Below are 14,962 nucleotides of genomic sequence, written 5' to 3' on the forward strand. Positions count from 1 at the left end.
TACGGGGTACTGAACAGAAAAAGCAGTACCCCCAGTTAGGGAGTACGAACAAATGCGCTGACGGAGCGGAATTTATCGCCGTGCTAACAACAATCCCATCACTAAACCGACCGTGGCGCCAACGCCGATTCCACGCCAGGGTTTTTCATGCACATAGTCATCTGCACGGCAAACGGCCTTTTTCGCGCGGAAATAATAATTGTCAGAGGCATGGCTGACGCGATTTCTCACCTCTTCTAACGCCCGCTCTGCCCGCGCTTTTAACTCAAGATATTTTTGATCGGCCGGATCGCCGGAAGAACGCAGCACCTCTTCCAGCGTTTCGCTCAAGAGCTCCAGATCATCATCGATACGTGATTCATAAGATTGAAAAGACATTGTATTCTCCCTTTCTATTGACGTATCCGCTAACTATAGACAACCTGGACCGTTTGCGCCTGTTTATGCCTGATGTGCTTCTCGCGCCGTCCCGATGTGCGGAATCCCGTCTTCGTCATAAATATCCGTCACCGGTATAAAACCAAAGCGCGCATAAAACGATTGCAGATGCGCCTGCGCCCCCAGATACAGCGCCTTGTGCGGCCAGTGTTGCGCACAGGATGCCAGCGTCTGGGTCATCAGCTGTTGCCCAAGTTTTGCGCCGCGTAGCGCTTCGCTGACAATCACCCGGCCAATGACCACCGGCTCCAGATCGTCATCGCTTTTCAGAATCCTCGCATACGCCACCAACTCATCATTGTGCCAGCCCAGAATGTGCCGATTTTCGCCAACCAGATCGTCGCCATCCACATCCTGATATGGACACTGTTGTTCAACAACAAACACCGCGCAGCGAAGCTGAAGAATCGCATACAGTTCTTGTGTACTCAGCTTTGCATGGTGGAGATCTTGCCAGTGAATCATTGTCTGCCCCTTTGTTGTGATAACCTGAACACCCTGCCTTATTGATGGCGAAAAGTGTAACGCAAAGATGGAATTACTATTTTTAGGCACGTCAGCGGGAGTTCCTACCCGCTCACGCAATGTAACGGCAATTTTACTCAATCTGCAACACCCGACTCAGCCGGGGCTGTGGCTTTTCGATTGTGGCGAAGGAACACAGCATCAGATGCTCGCCACGCCGTTCAATCCGGGAAAACTCGACCGTATTTTTATCAGCCACCTGCATGGCGACCACCTGTTTGGTTTACCTGGTCTGCTATGCAGTCGTTCGATGGCCGGGAACGTGAAGCCACTGACGCTTTACGGACCAAAAGGATTACGGGAATTTACCGAAACCGCATTGCGTCTGAGCGGTTCATGGACTGATTATCCTCTGGATATTGTGGAAATCACCGCAGGTGAAATCGTGGATGACGGCCTGCGTAAGGTAACGGCATATCCACTAGAACATCCGCTGGAATGCTATGGTTTTCGCATTGAAGAGCACGACAAACCCGGTGCACTTGACGCCAGTGCTCTGAAGGCGGCTGGTGTTAAATCCGGCCCGTGGTTTCAGGATTTGAAAGCCGGGAAAACCATCGTCCTGGAAGATGGTCGCGCGATTAACGGTGCCGACTTTCTTGCCCCGGCCACCAGGGGAAAATCGGTGGCTATTTTCGGCGATACAGGCCCGTGCGCAAGCGCCCTCGAACTGGCAAAAGGTGTGGATGTGATGGTGCATGAAACTACGCTGGACTCGTCAATGGAGGAGAAGGCCAATAGTCGTGGACACAGCTCAACCCGACAAGCCGCGCTTCTGGCGCTTAAAGCAGGTGTCGGACGCTTGATCATGACCCACGTTAGCTCACGCTACGATGAAAAAGGCTGTCAGCGATTACTCGAAGAGTGCAGAACGCTGTTCCCGGCAACAGAACTGGCTCACGATTTCGCCATTTTCACCGTTTAATGCTCTATTTTTTCGCCTCAGTGCCGATAACAGTGAAAAGGCTGGCTTTCACACTGAGGACAGGATGAACAATTTCCAGAAAGATATTGATGACAGGACCAACCTAACCCTGTCTAACCGTTTTGAACTGCTACTGTTTCGCCTCGGCAAATCTGTTGAGGAGCAGAAATCAGAGCTGTTTGGCATCAACGTATTTAAACTACGTGAAATCGTGCCGATGCCGACGTTTACGCGTCCGGCGGGAATGAAAGCTCCGCTGTTAGGTATGGTGAACATTCGCGATCAAGTGATTCCGGTGATTGACCTGCCGGCGGTGGCGGGCTGTAAACCCGAGACCGGACTCAACATCCTGCTCATTACAGAATACGCCCGCAGCGTACAGGCGTTTGCGGTGGAATCAGTGGAAAACATTATGCGTCTGGACTGGCAACAGGTGCATACCGCCGAGAAAGCCGTCAACGGCCGCTACATCACCAGTATCGCCTGCCTGGATGACGATAAAGAGACCAACAACCTGGCGCTGGTGCTCGACGTTGAGCAAATCCTTTACGACATCGTACCGTCCAATCACGATTTACGCGCGACAGACCTGAAAACCAGTAAATTCAACATCACGCCGGGTGCGGTGGCGATTGTAGCAGAAGATTCGAAAGTCGCTCGCGCGATGCTGGAGAAAGGGCTTAATGCCATGGAAATCCCGCATCAGATGCATGTGACAGGTAAGGATGCATGGGAAAAAATCCAGCAGCTTTCCGCAGAAGCGCAGGCGGAAGGCAAGCCAATCACCGAGAAGATAGCCCTGGTGCTCACCGACCTGGAAATGCCGGAGATGGACGGTTTTACGCTTACCCGTAAGATCAAGACCGACGAACGCCTGAAGAAAATCCCGGTCGTTATCCACTCCTCGCTTTCCGGTAGTGCCAATGAAGATCACGTTCGCCGGGTTAAAGCTGATGGCTACGTGGCAAAATTTGAGGTCAATGAACTCTCTTCTGTCATTCAGGAAGTCATGGAGCGCGCAGCGAAAGACATTAGCGGTCCGCTGGTGAGCAGGCAGCTATTAAACTGACCGTATTTCACGCATAAAAAAACCCGCCAAGGCGGGTTTTTTTCGTTTTAGCGGGTCGCTTACATCAGCGGCGTCGCTAACTGCACAATGCTGATCAGCGGTTGCGGATAGATACCCAATACCAGCACCAAAAGAGCAGAAATCAGCACCACGATCCCGCCCGCGCTGTACTGCCAGTTAGACGGCGCATCGCGGTTCAGCTGTTGCGGTGCGCTCAGGTACAGGCTCACGGCAACACGCAGGTAGTAGTACAAACCAATTGCGGAACCGACCACCACGGCAGCAACCAGCCACCACAGGTTAGCCTGCACACCGACCGCCAGCACGTAGAACTTACCAATAAAGCCCAGCGTCATCGGGATACCCGCCAGAGACAGCATCATTACCGTCATCACTGCCGCGAGGATCGGACGATGCCAGAACAGACCACGGTAGGAGAACAGAGAATCGGCATCCGGGCCGCGGTACGGGCTGGACATCAGGCTGACCACACCGAACGCGCCGAGGCTGCTGAACAGATAACCGGCCAGGTAAACGCCAACCGCTTCCATCGACATTTCGCCACTCTGCAGGGCAATCAACGCCACCAACAGATAGCCGAGGTGAGAGATGGAGGAGTAACCGAGCAGACGCTTGATGTTGGTCTGGCTCAGCGCCATCAGGTTACCGAAGATGATGGAGGCAAAGGCAATCACGCCCAGCACGGTACGTACCGCTTCGCTGTCGCCAACCGGTGCGTACAGGAACAGACGCATCACCACGCCGAAGATAGCGATTTTGCTCGCCGTCGCCAGGAAGGTGGAAACCGGAGCCGGAGCGCCCTGGTATACGTCTGGCGTCCACAGGTGGAACGGAACCAGCGAGAGTTTAAAGCCGAGGCCAACAATCATCAGACCGAAGCCCGCCAGCAGCAGCGGTTCGTGCAGCATGCCGTCACCAAGACTCTTACCGAGCGCAACAAACGACAGGTTGCCAGACTGCGCGTACACCAGCGCCATACCGAACAGCAGGAAGGAAGACGCTGCGGCAGACAGAATGGTGTATTTGATACTGGCTTCCAGCGAACGTTTCTGACGGAACGCATAGCCAACCAGACCAAACAGCGGCAGAGAAATCAGTTCGATACCGAGGAACAGCGCCGCCAGATGGTTAGCATTTGCCAGCAAAATACCGCCCAGGGCAGCAATCAATACCAGCAGATAGAACTCTTCCCGGTTGTCGTCATAGCCTTCCAGCCACGGGTAAGCAAAGGTACAGGTGGCAAGACTCGCCAGCAGCACCAGCCCGGTGTAGAGCATGGCGAAACCGTCAACCCGCATCAGCGGGGTGACGTCCATGGCGCCCGCCTGGCCAACAAACCAGAGCGAAACCAACGCGGCGTTAAGCCCAATGACCGACAGCGTGGCATTGAGGAAGTGATTGCGTCGCCACGCAATGGAGAGCATCACAACCACCACCGTCAAGCCGACGATCAGCAGCGGTAGCAGCGCAATCAGGTGTTGTGGAGTTATTGTCATGGCGATTTACGGCCTTGTAGTAGTAACGGAATTAACAAACCACTGCTGGATGTTGCTCATCGCAGAATGCGAGGTATCCAGAATCGGCTGCGGATAGAAGCCAAGCAGTACCAGAAGCACGACCAGCAACAGGATGATAAACAGCTCACGCAGCGACATCCCTGGCAGTTCTACGCTGGCAATCTGGCTCTTCGCCTTACCAAAGTAAGCGCGATGCAGCATCGCCAGCGAGTATACAGAGGCAAACACCAGACCAAAGGTCGAGATCACGGTAATGACCGGAACCACCTGGTAGCTGCCGAACAGAATCATAAATTCGCCAACGAAGTTACCTGTACCCGGCATACCCAGCGTACACACTGCGAAGAACATCGACAGCGCAGGCAACCATTTCATTTTGCCCCACAGGCCGCCCATCATACGCATATCACGCGTGTGCAGACGTTCGTACAGCTGACCACACAGAATGAACAGACCGGCTGCGGACAGACCGTGCGCAATCATCTGGATAACAGCACCCTGGTACGCCAGCTGGCTGCCGGTGTAGATAGCAATCAGCACGAAGCCCATGTGGGATACGGAGGTGTAGGCAATCAGACGTTTGATGTCGTACTGATTAAAGGCCATCCACGCGCCGTAGAAGATACCGATTACGCCAAGCCACATGGCGATAGGCGCAAACTCCGCCGACGCGTTCGGGAACAGCGGCAGAGAGAAACGCAGCAGACCGTAGGCTGCGGTTTTCAGCAGGATCCCCGCCAGGTCAACGGAACCCGCGGTCGGTGCCTGGGAGTGCGCATCCGGCAACCAGCCGTGCAGCGGAACCACCGGCATTTTCACCGCGAAGGCGATGAAGAAGCCGAGCATCAGCAGATATTCCACGCCGTGGGACATCGGGGTATTCAGCAGCTCTTCATAATTGAAGGTCCATACGCCGGTCGCTTTATAGTGCACAAACACCAGCGCCAGGATGGCAATCAACATCACCAGACCACTCGCCTGGGTGTAAATGAAGAACTTGGTTGCCGCCGTGATACGCGTTTTACCGTCAGAAGCTTTATGCCCCCACAGCGCGATCAGGAAGTACATCGGCACCAGCATCATTTCCCAGAAGAAGAAGAACAGGAACATGTCGATGGCCAGGAACACGCCGATCACGCCGCCTAAGATCCACATCAGGTTCAGGTGGAAGAAGCCCTGGTATTTTTCGATTTCATTCCAGGAGCAAAGGACCGCCAGAACGCCGAGCAGACCGGTCAGCACTACCATTAGCAGCGACAAGCCGTCGATTGCTAAATGGATAGAGATGCCAAAACGTGGGATCCACGGCAGGACAAACTCAGACTGCCACTGCGGAATACCCGCGGATTGCGTCAGTGAATAGCCGCCCTGCAACCACAGTTGCAGGCCAAGCGCCAGCGTCAGTCCCATGGTAATCAGCGCGATCCAACGCGGCACCTTCACGCCAAAGCGTTCGGTCTGCCAGCACAGGAAGCCACCGATAAAGGGAATCAATATTAGCCAGGGTAGTAACATGGCGATTTTTATTCCTTTTTAAGGCCTCTGACAGAGGCCTGATTTTCAACGAATTTGGATAAAATTCACTTTACGATCAACGCAGTACCATCAACAGTGCCAGCACAACGACAGCGCCGATGCTCATTGATGCCACATACCAGCGCAGATAACCGTTCTCGCTTAACAGCAGGCCTTTACCTGCAAAGCGGGAAAGGACAGCCGGAATGTTCATCATTGAGTTCAGCGGGTCGCGCTTCAGCAGCCAGGCAATGCCCAGGAACGGCTTAACGAACACTTTGTCGTACAGCCAGTCGAAGCCCCAGGCGTTATACCACCAGGTACCCAGCAGGCGGCCCGGCGCACTGTTGGCAATCGACGTAACAAGCGTACGTTTACCCAGCCACAGCCACGCTGCGATCAGGATGCCCGCAATCGCTACGATGCCGGAGGTAATTTCCAGCGTCATGACGCGACCATGCTCAAGTTCGGTCGTTGCAGGCAATACTCCCTGCAGCGGCGGCACAATCAGCGCGCCAACAAAGGTAGACAGGATCATCAGCACAATCAGCGGCAGATGATGGGTAATCCCCTTCCCGGCGTGAGCGTGAATTTGTTCTTTACCGTGGAACACGATGAAAATCATACGGAAGGTGTACAGCGAGGTCATAAACGCACCGACCAGACCTGCAACCATCAGATTAATATGACCGTTCGCCATCGCACCGGCCAGAATCTCATCCTTACTGAAGAAGCCCGCGGTAATCAACGGCAGAGCCGACAGCGCCGCGCCACCAATCAGGAAGCAGACATACACCAGCGGAATCGACTTACGCAGGCCGCCCATCTTGAAGATGTTCTGTTCGTGGTGGCAAGCCAGGATAACCGAGCCGGATGCCAGGAACAGCAGCGCTTTAAAGAAGGCGTGCGTCATCAGGTGGAAAATCGCCGCATCCCATGCCTGAACGCCGAGCGCCAGGAACATGTAGCCAATCTGGCTCATGGTGGAGTAAGCGAGAACGCGTTTGATGTCGGTCTGTACCAGCGCGGCAAAACCCGCCAGCACCAGCGTGATCGCACCGATAATCCCCACCAGATGCAGGATTTCCGGGGTCATCAGGAACAGACCATGGGTACGTGCAATCAGGTAGACACCAGCGGTAACCATCGTCGCGGCGTGGATCAGCGCGGAGACAGGCGTCGGGCCGGCCATCGCGTCAGCAAGCCAGGTCTGCAACGGCAGCTGCGCGGATTTACCCACCGCACCACCCAGCAGCATCAGGGTTGCCCACATCAGCATGTTATTACCCGCTTCAAAGTGCGCAGGCGCCAGTTCGACCATTTCGCGGAAGTTCAGCGTGCCCAGCTCGTTGTAGAGGATGAACAGCGCGAAGGCGAGGAACACATCACCGACACGGGTCACCACGAAGGCTTTCATTGCCGCAGCGCCATTCTTCGGATCGGTGTAATAGAAACCGATCAGCAGATAGGAGCACAGGCCCACGCCTTCCCAACCGAGGTACATCAGCAGCAGGTTATCCGCCAGTACCAGAACCACCATGCTGGCGATAAACAGGTTGGTGTAAGCGAAGAAACGAGAGTAGCCCTCTTCCCCACGCATATACCAGGAGGCGAACATATGGATCAGGAAACCGACGCCGGTCACCACGCTGAGCATAGTCAGCGACAGGCCGTCCAGCACCAGGTTGAAGCCGATGTTGAAGTCACCGACAGACATCCACGTCCACAGCGGCTGACTGTAGGCTTGTTGACCATTAGCAAAGAAGTCAACGCCAACAAACGCCGTCACCAGCGCAGCCAGGCCAATAGAACCAACGCCCACGGTAGCGGACAGATTTTCTGACCAACGACCGCGAGAGAACGCCAGTAATACAAAGCCAATAAATGGCAGAATAATGGTTAAGGCAAGCATGTTCATCCACGCATCTCACTTACTGAATCGATGTTCAGGTTCTGGCGACGGCGATGAAGTTGCAGCAACAGTGCAAGTCCAATGCTCGCTTCCGCAGCCGCAAGGCTGATGGCGAGAATGTACATCACCTGACCATCGGTCTGGCCCCAGTAGCTTCCGGCGACCACAAAGGCCAGCGCGGAGGCGTTAATCATGATTTCCAGCCCAATCAGCATAAACAGCAGATTGCGGCGGATAACCAGACCGGTTAAGCCCAGCACGAATAAGACAGCCGCGAGGATCAGTCCATGTTGTAAGGGGATCATGCGTGCTCCTCCGTTTTTCTTTTCGCACGGTCATCGGTGCGATTGCTCAGCACTTCACCTGAACGCTCTTCGCGACCAACGTGGAAGGCCACAACCAGGCCCGCCAGCAGCAGCATCGAAGCCAGTTCGACCGCCAGTACATACGGTCCAAACAGGGTAATACCCACCGCTTTCGCGCTAATTGGCGTACCGTCGATGCCCTGATCGTTAACGCCAAGAATGGCGTACACAATCACCACCAGCATGATGGCCGACAGAATTGCCGGACCAATCCACACCTGTGGTTTCAGCCATTGGCGTTCCTGTTCAATTTCAGAGCCACCGAGGTTGAGCATCATTACCACGAACACGAACAGCACCATGATGGCGCCCGCGTAGACGATAATTTCCAGCGCACCGGCGAAGTAAGCGCCTAACGAGAAGAACACCCCAGAAATCGCCAGCAGCGAAATAATCAGATACAGCAGCGCGTGTACCGGATTGGTGTGGGTGATCACCCGCAAGGTTGCGAGAATGGCTATCAGGCCACAGATATAAAAAGCGAACTCCATTGCCCCTCTCCTTACGGTAACAGGCTCTTGACGTCGATAGGCTTAGCTTCGTTCTCTGCTTCGCCCTTATCTTTGCCGTCGATTGCCATACCTGCCATCCGGTAGAAGTTATATTCCGGGTATTTGCCCGGACCGGAGATCAGCAGATCCTCTTTCTCGTAAACCAGGTCCTGGCGCTTGTACTCACCCAGCTCGAAATCTGGAGTCAGCTGAATAGCCGTTGTCGGACAGGCTTCTTCGCACAGGCCGCAGAAAATGCAGCGTGAGAAGTTAATGCGGAAAAACTCCGGATACCAGCGGCCGTCTTTGGTCTCTGCTTTTTGCAGAGAGATACAGCCTACCGGACATGCTACCGCGCACAGGTTACAGGCAACGCAGCGCTCTTCACCGTCCGGGTCGCGGGTCAGAACGATACGACCACGAAAACGGGGCGGGAGATAGACCGGCTCTTCCGGGTACATCTGCGTTTCACGTTTCGCGAACGCATGCAGGCCGATCATCCAGATACTGCGTACCTGGGTGCCGAAACCTACGAACAATTCTTTTAAGGTCATGGTCTTTGTGTCCCTTATTGCGCCTGCCACAGAATGACAGCCGCCGTTACCAACAAGTTGACGAGCGTCAGCGGCAGACAGACTTTCCAGCCGAAGGACATTACCTGGTCATAACGAGGACGCGGTAACGACGCACGAATCAAAATGAACATCATCATGAAGAACGCGGTTTTCAGCGCGAACCAGACGAATGGCGGTAAGAACGGGCCATGCCAGCCACCGAAGAACAAGGTAACCATCAGTGCAGAAATGGTGACGATACCGATGTACTCGCCCACGAAGAACAGACCGAATTTCATGCCGGAATATTCAATGTGGTAACCGTCGGCCAGTTCCTGCTCGGCTTCTGGCTGGTCAAACGGATGACGGTGACATACCGCCACGCCCGCGATGGCAAAGGTGACAAAACCAAAGAACTGCGGAATAACGTTCCAGATATCAGCCTGGTTATTGACGATGTCGGTCATATTGAATGAACCGGCTTGCGCCACCACGCCCATCAGGGACAGCCCAAGGAACACTTCATAGCTCAGCGTCTGCGCAGAAGCACGCATCGCACCAAGCAGGGAGTATTTGTTGTTACTGGACCAGCCAGCGAACAGCACCGCGTATACCGCGAGGCCCGCCATCATCAGGAAGAACAGGATGCCGATGTTCAGGTCAGCAACCACCCAGTTTGGACTCACCGGCACGATGGCGAAAGCAAGCAGCAGTGACGTAAAGGCGATCATCGGTGCCAGGGTAAAGATGACGCGATCCGAGAATTTCGGGATCCAGTCTTCTTTAAAGAACATCTTGATCATGTCCGCAACCAGCTGGAGCGAACCGCCCCAGCCAACACGGTTCGGTCCGTAACGGTTCTGGAACAGACCCAGCAGACGACGTTCGCCAAAGCTCATGAATGCCCCGCAGGTGACCACCACCAGCAGGATCACGACCGCTTTGAGAATGCTCAGCAGGATCTCAATCAGATCGGGTGTAATCCAACTCATTGTTGTGCCTCCTGCAGATCCTCAAGACGCGCACCTGCCAGAACCGGCGCGATGCCAGGCATACCCATCGGCAAACCAACCTGCCCTGCCGTTAATCCTTCAGCGATTTCAACCGGCAGCGTGACCGTATTGCCATCGTAGCTGAAAGAAACACGGGTACCGGCATTAACACCCAACTTCGCGGCGTCTGCCGGGTTAAGTTTGATGTACGGCTGTGGCATACGGGTCTGGAAGACCGGCGCACGCTGAGACAATTCGTCACTACCAAACAGATGGTAGTACGGCGCGATACGCCACTGACCATCCTGAGCCTCGAAGCTCGCCGGAACGGTAGTGAAGTAATCCATACCATCCGCAGAAGCTTCGATCAGACGCACGCCCGGATCGCCATGACGCAGTTTCCCGCCCACCTCATCCTGGAACTTGTTCCACGCCTGTGGGGAGTTCCAGCCCGGAGCCCAGGCAAACGGAATTTGTGAACGCGGCGCAGACGGTTGGTTGTTCCCTTCCATCGAGAAGGCGAACATGGTGTCTTTATCCTGCGGCTGACGTGGTTCATGGACGCTAATGTTAGCGCGCATCGCGGTACGACCGCTGTAGCGGTGCGGCTCACGCGCCAGTTTCTGTCCACGGATACGGAAGCTTGCATCCGGCGCGGCATCTTTAATACCAGCCAGTTGCGGCAACTTCTCAACAACCGCGTCGATAACGTGGTCGAGCTGCGTCCAGTCCACTTCCCGGCTCTGCACGGTGCTGTGCAGCGAGTGCAGCCAGCGCCAGCTTTCCAGCATCACGGTGTTGCTGTCATAGTAGGACGGGTCATAGACCTGGAAGAAGCGCTGCGCGCGGCCTTCGTTGTTAATCACCGTCCCATCGCTTTCGGCAAAGCTCGCGGCGGAAAGCACCAGATGGGCGTTCTCCATAATTGCCGTACGCTGATGGTCAACAACCAGTACCAACGGCGCTTTCGCCAGCGCGGCATTAACGCGCGTTGCTGAAGCATGGCGATGCAGGTCATTTTCCAGCACCACAACGGCGTCAGCACGACCTGTTTCCAGCTCGGTCAGCGCATCGTCAAGAGAACCACCGCCAATCATACCCAGGCCCATGCTGTTAACAGAGCGCGCAATCATGGTGATGCCGACGTCAGCGCCACGACCTTTCAGCGCCTTCGCCACGTTGGCAGCAGCCTGAATCACTTCGGCGCTACCGGCGTTGGTGCCGGAAATAATCAGTGGTTTCTTCGCTCCGGCTAATGCCTGAACAATCACGTCAATTTTGTTCTGCAGGTCACGATCGATACCGTCAACCGCCGGGGCGTTGTTGTCCAGCGCATGAGCGATAGCGAAGCCTAAACGCGCCTGATCTTCTACCGGTGCGCGGTAGGTCCACGCGGCGATATCATCCAGACGGGTGTTATCGACGTTAGTGACAAACAGCGGGTGCTTAGCACGTTGGCCGATGTTAAGGATTGCCGCGATCTGCCAGTCAGCCACTTTCTGCGCCGCCGCCATTTCGCGTGCTTTACCTTTCACCGCCTGACGCACCGCCAGCGCAACGCGCGCGCCGGTCTGGGTGACGTCTTCGCCCAGCACCAGAACCGCATCGTAAGACTCGATTTCACGCAGTGCCGGGGTATGAATACCGCCGTCACGCAGAACGCTCAGCGCCAGTTGCAGACGTTCCTGCTCACCCTGGGCGATACCGGTATAGAAGTTATCCGCCCCGACCAGTTCACGCAGTGCGAAGTTGCTTTCAACGCTGGCACGCGGGGAGCCGATACCAATCACTTTCTTCGACTGGCGCAGAATATCTGCCGCGCCCTGCATCGCCTGTTCGGCGTTGAGCGTGATCAGGTCATCGCCACGACGCTGTACCGGCTGACGCGGACGGTCTTTCAGGTTCACGTAACCATAGCCAAAACGACCACGGTCGCAGAGGAAGTAGTGGTTAACGGTACCGTTGTAACGGTTTTCGATACGACGCAGTTCACCATAGCGTTCGCCCGGGCTGGTGTTACAGCCAATGGAACACTGCTGGCAGATGCTCGGCGCAAACTGCATGTCCCACTTACGGTTGTAGCGCTCGGAGTGCGTTTTATCGGTGAACACGCCGGTCGGGCAAATCTCGACCAGGTTACCGGAGAATTCGCTTTCCAGCGTACCGTCTTCCGGGCGACCGAAGTAGACGTTGTCATGCGCGCCATACACGCCCAGATCCGCGCCATCGGCGTAATCTTTGTAGTAACGTACGCAGCGATAGCAGGCGATGCAGCGGTTCATTTCGTGAGAGATGAACGGCCCCAGATCCTGGTTGCGGTGCGTACGCTTCGTGAAGCGATAGCGACGGAAGCTATGACCGGTCATGACGGTCATATCCTGCAGGTGGCAGTTACCGCCCTCTTCGCAGACCGGACAGTCGTGCGGGTGGTTAGTCATCAACCACTCCACAACGCTTTCGCGGAACTGTTTCGCTTCTTCGTCATCAATAGAAATAAAGGTGCCTTCGGTGGCTGGTGTCATACAAGACATCACCAGGCGACCACGCGTATCTTCCGCGTTTTGATATTGCTTCACCGCACACTGGCGGCAAGCACCGACGCTGCCCAGCGCCGGGTGCCAGCAAAAGTACGGAATATCAAGGCCGAGAGACAGACAAGCTTCCAGCAGGTTGTCCGCTCCGTTGACCTCATATTCTTTGCCGTCTACATGAATCGTAGCCATAGTCAGCATGCTTCCAGTTGGCTTAGTCAGGGACTAAGCGTTAATCGAATTACTTATCGCGATGCAGGGGTAACCTGCAATTACCAGCGCTCTTTCAGCAGGTTCGGCTGAATACCACCAATAGCGTGGGTATTGCTGAATGTCTGCTTGATGCCAGCTTCGAATTCTTCGCGGAAATATTTAATGGCGCTCTGTAGCGGCTCCACCGCGCCCGGTGCGTGTGCACAGAAGGTTTTACCCGGGCCGAGGAAACGACACAGTTGCTCAAGTGTCTCGATATCCCCAGGCTGGCCTTCGCCACGCTCCAGCGCACGCAGAATTTTCACGCTCCACGGCAGACCGTCACGGCACGGCGTACACCAGCCGCAGGACTCGCGGGCGAAGAACTCTTCGAGGTTACGCACCAGCGGTACCATGCCAATCTCGTGATCGACAGCCATTGCCAGCGCGGTGCCCAGACGGCTGCCTGCTTTACCAATGCTTTCGAATTCCATCGGCAGATCGAGGTGTGCTTCGGTCAGGAAGTCTGTCCCCGCGCCGCCAGGCTGCCAGGCTTTGAACTTCAGACCATCGCGCATGCCGCCCGCGTAATCTTCGAGGATCTCACGCGCGGTAGTACCGAAAGGCAGTTCCCACAGGCCAGGGTTCTTCACGCGACCGGAGAAGCCCATCAGCTTGGTGCCCGCATCTTTGCTCTTCGAGATGTTCTGGTACCACTCCACGCCGTTGGCGAGGATGGCCGGTACGTTACACAGCGTTTCGACGTTGTTTACGCAGGTCGGCTTACCCCATGCGCCAGAGCTTGCCGGGAACGGCGGCTTGGAGCGCGGGTTAGCACGACGACCTTCGAGGGAGTTAATCAGCGCAGTTTCTTCACCGCAGATGTAACGCCCTGCCCCGGTGTGGACAAACAGTTCGAAATCGAAACCCGTGCCCATGATGTTTTTGCCAAGCAGACCGGCTTCGGTTGCTTCGGCGATCGCGCGGCGCAGATGCACAGCCGCCTCGATATATTCACCGCGCAGGAAGATGTAACCACGGTATGCTTTCAGCGCAAACGCGGAAATCAGCATCCCTTCAACCAGCAGGTGCGGCAGTTGTTCCATCAGCAGACGGTCTTTATAGGTACCCGGTTCCATTTCATCGGCGTTACACAGCAGGTAACGGATGTTCATGGATTCGTCTTTCGGCATCAGGCTCCACTTCAGGCCGGTAGAAAAGCCTGCGCCGCCGCGCCCTTTCAGGCCAGCGTCTTTTACCTGATTGACGATTTCGTCCGGTGACAGGCCGGTCAGGGCCTTACGCGCACCTTCGTAACCGTTTTTGCTACGGTATTCGTCCAGCCAGACCGGCTGTTTGTCATCACGCAGGCGCCAGGTCAGCGGATGTGTTTCGGGAGTACGGATAATGTCTTTCATTTATACCGCTCCAGCAGTTCAGGAATGCCTTCCGGGGTCAGGTGAGCATGAGTGTCGTCATCGATCATCATGTTCGGCCCTTTGTCGCAGTTCCCCAGGCAGCAGGTCGGCAGCAGCGTAAAGCGACCATCAAAGGTCGTCTGCCCCGGCTTGATGTTGAGTTTTTTCTCCAGCGCAGCCTGAATCCCCTGATAACCATTGATATGGCACACCACGCTGTCGCAATAGCGGATCACGTGGCGACCTACCGGCTGGCGGAAGATCTGGCTGTAGAACGTGGCAACACCTTCTACGTCGCTCGCCGGGATACCCAGCACATCCGCGATCGCATAGATCGCGCCATCCGGCACCCAGCCACGCTGCTTTTGAACGATCTTCAGCGCTTCAATGGACGCCGCACGCGGGTCTTCGTAGTGGTGCTTCTCGTGCTCAATCGCTTCACGCTCAGCCGCACTCAGCTCAAAAGCCTCGGTTTGTGGTTGTTGATTCTCGTGCAT

At 55.5% G+C, this 14,962-nt stretch carries 14 protein-coding genes; 2 read left to right on the forward strand and 12 right to left on the reverse strand.

Annotation, left to right across the window (positions count from 1 at the left end; translation table 11 throughout):
- Nucleotides 1–72: 72 nt before the first annotated feature.
- Together elaB and FDX04_RS22770 are read right to left on the reverse strand one after the other, a co-directional pair.
- Nucleotides 73–378, reverse strand: coding sequence for a stress response protein ElaB (gene elaB / locus FDX04_RS22765; RefSeq protein WP_006683669.1), 306 nt, complete (start codon nucleotides 376–378; stop codon nucleotides 73–75).
- Between the two features lie 63 nt (nucleotides 379–441).
- On the reverse strand, nucleotides 442–903 hold the full coding sequence (locus FDX04_RS22770; protein WP_137371502.1) for a GNAT family N-acetyltransferase: 462 nt from the start codon (nucleotides 901–903) through the stop codon (nucleotides 442–444).
- 67 nt (nucleotides 904–970) lie between these two features.
- Between FDX04_RS22770 and rbn the strand changes: the two genes are divergently transcribed.
- Nucleotides 971–1,888 (forward strand): ribonuclease BN, encoded by a 918-nt coding sequence (gene rbn, locus FDX04_RS22775; protein ID WP_042307104.1) that lies wholly within the window; start codon nucleotides 971–973, stop codon nucleotides 1,886–1,888.
- Nucleotides 1,889–1,952: 64 nt separating this feature from the next.
- On the forward strand, nucleotides 1,953–2,957 hold the full coding sequence (locus FDX04_RS22780) for a chemotaxis protein (RefSeq protein ID WP_042307102.1): 1,005 nt from the start codon (nucleotides 1,953–1,955) through the stop codon (nucleotides 2,955–2,957).
- A 59-nt stretch (nucleotides 2,958–3,016) separates the two neighbouring features.
- On the opposite strand, the gene nuoN is transcribed toward FDX04_RS22780, so the two are convergent.
- From nuoN to nuoE, 10 genes are all read right to left on the reverse strand, one after another.
- Nucleotides 3,017–4,474: an NADH-quinone oxidoreductase subunit NuoN gene (gene nuoN, locus FDX04_RS22785; RefSeq protein ID WP_042307100.1), complete on the reverse strand. Its 1,458-nt coding sequence runs from the start codon at nucleotides 4,472–4,474 to the stop codon at nucleotides 3,017–3,019.
- A gap of 6 nt (nucleotides 4,475–4,480) precedes the next feature.
- A complete protein-coding gene (gene nuoM / locus FDX04_RS22790; RefSeq protein ID WP_003027692.1) occupies nucleotides 4,481–6,010 on the reverse strand; it encodes an NADH-quinone oxidoreductase subunit M in 1,530 nt (509 codons plus the stop codon).
- A 76-nt stretch (nucleotides 6,011–6,086) separates the two neighbouring features.
- A complete protein-coding gene (gene nuoL, locus FDX04_RS22795) occupies nucleotides 6,087–7,928 on the reverse strand; it encodes an NADH-quinone oxidoreductase subunit L (protein WP_042307099.1) in 1,842 nt (613 codons plus the stop codon).
- A complete protein-coding gene (gene nuoK, locus FDX04_RS22800; RefSeq protein WP_006683663.1) occupies nucleotides 7,925–8,227 on the reverse strand; it encodes an NADH-quinone oxidoreductase subunit NuoK in 303 nt (100 codons plus the stop codon). The genes nuoL and nuoK overlap by 4 nt, the downstream gene beginning before the upstream one ends.
- Complete coding sequence (nuoJ, locus tag FDX04_RS22805) at nucleotides 8,224–8,778, reverse strand: NADH-quinone oxidoreductase subunit J (RefSeq protein ID WP_042307097.1); 555 nt, start codon at nucleotides 8,776–8,778, stop codon at nucleotides 8,224–8,226. The genes nuoK and nuoJ overlap by 4 nt, the downstream gene beginning before the upstream one ends.
- 11 nt (nucleotides 8,779–8,789) lie before the next feature.
- Nucleotides 8,790–9,332 (reverse strand): NADH-quinone oxidoreductase subunit NuoI, encoded by a 543-nt coding sequence (nuoI, locus tag FDX04_RS22810; protein WP_003028062.1) that lies wholly within the window; start codon nucleotides 9,330–9,332, stop codon nucleotides 8,790–8,792.
- A gap of 14 nt (nucleotides 9,333–9,346) precedes the next feature.
- Nucleotides 9,347–10,324, reverse strand: a complete 978-nt coding sequence (nuoH, locus tag FDX04_RS22815) for an NADH-quinone oxidoreductase subunit NuoH (RefSeq protein ID WP_003028063.1) — start codon at nucleotides 10,322–10,324, stop codon at nucleotides 9,347–9,349.
- Nucleotides 10,321–13,047, reverse strand: coding sequence for an NADH-quinone oxidoreductase subunit NuoG (gene nuoG / locus FDX04_RS22820; protein WP_042307216.1), 2,727 nt, complete (start codon nucleotides 13,045–13,047; stop codon nucleotides 10,321–10,323). The genes nuoH and nuoG overlap by 4 nt, the downstream gene beginning before the upstream one ends.
- 80 nt (nucleotides 13,048–13,127) lie before the next feature.
- Nucleotides 13,128–14,465, reverse strand: a complete 1,338-nt coding sequence (gene nuoF / locus FDX04_RS22825) for an NADH-quinone oxidoreductase subunit NuoF (RefSeq protein WP_003839356.1) — start codon at nucleotides 14,463–14,465, stop codon at nucleotides 13,128–13,130.
- The gene (nuoE, locus tag FDX04_RS22830; RefSeq protein WP_006683660.1) at nucleotides 14,462–14,962 is read right to left on the reverse strand and encodes an NADH-quinone oxidoreductase subunit NuoE; all 501 of its coding nucleotides are present in this window, start codon (nucleotides 14,960–14,962) and stop codon (nucleotides 14,462–14,464) included. The genes nuoF and nuoE overlap by 4 nt, the downstream gene beginning before the upstream one ends.

It is taken from the genome of Citrobacter sp. wls615 (assembly GCF_005281355.1).
In the GTDB taxonomy this organism is placed as follows: Bacteria; Pseudomonadota; Gammaproteobacteria; order Enterobacterales; family Enterobacteriaceae; genus Citrobacter; species Citrobacter werkmanii.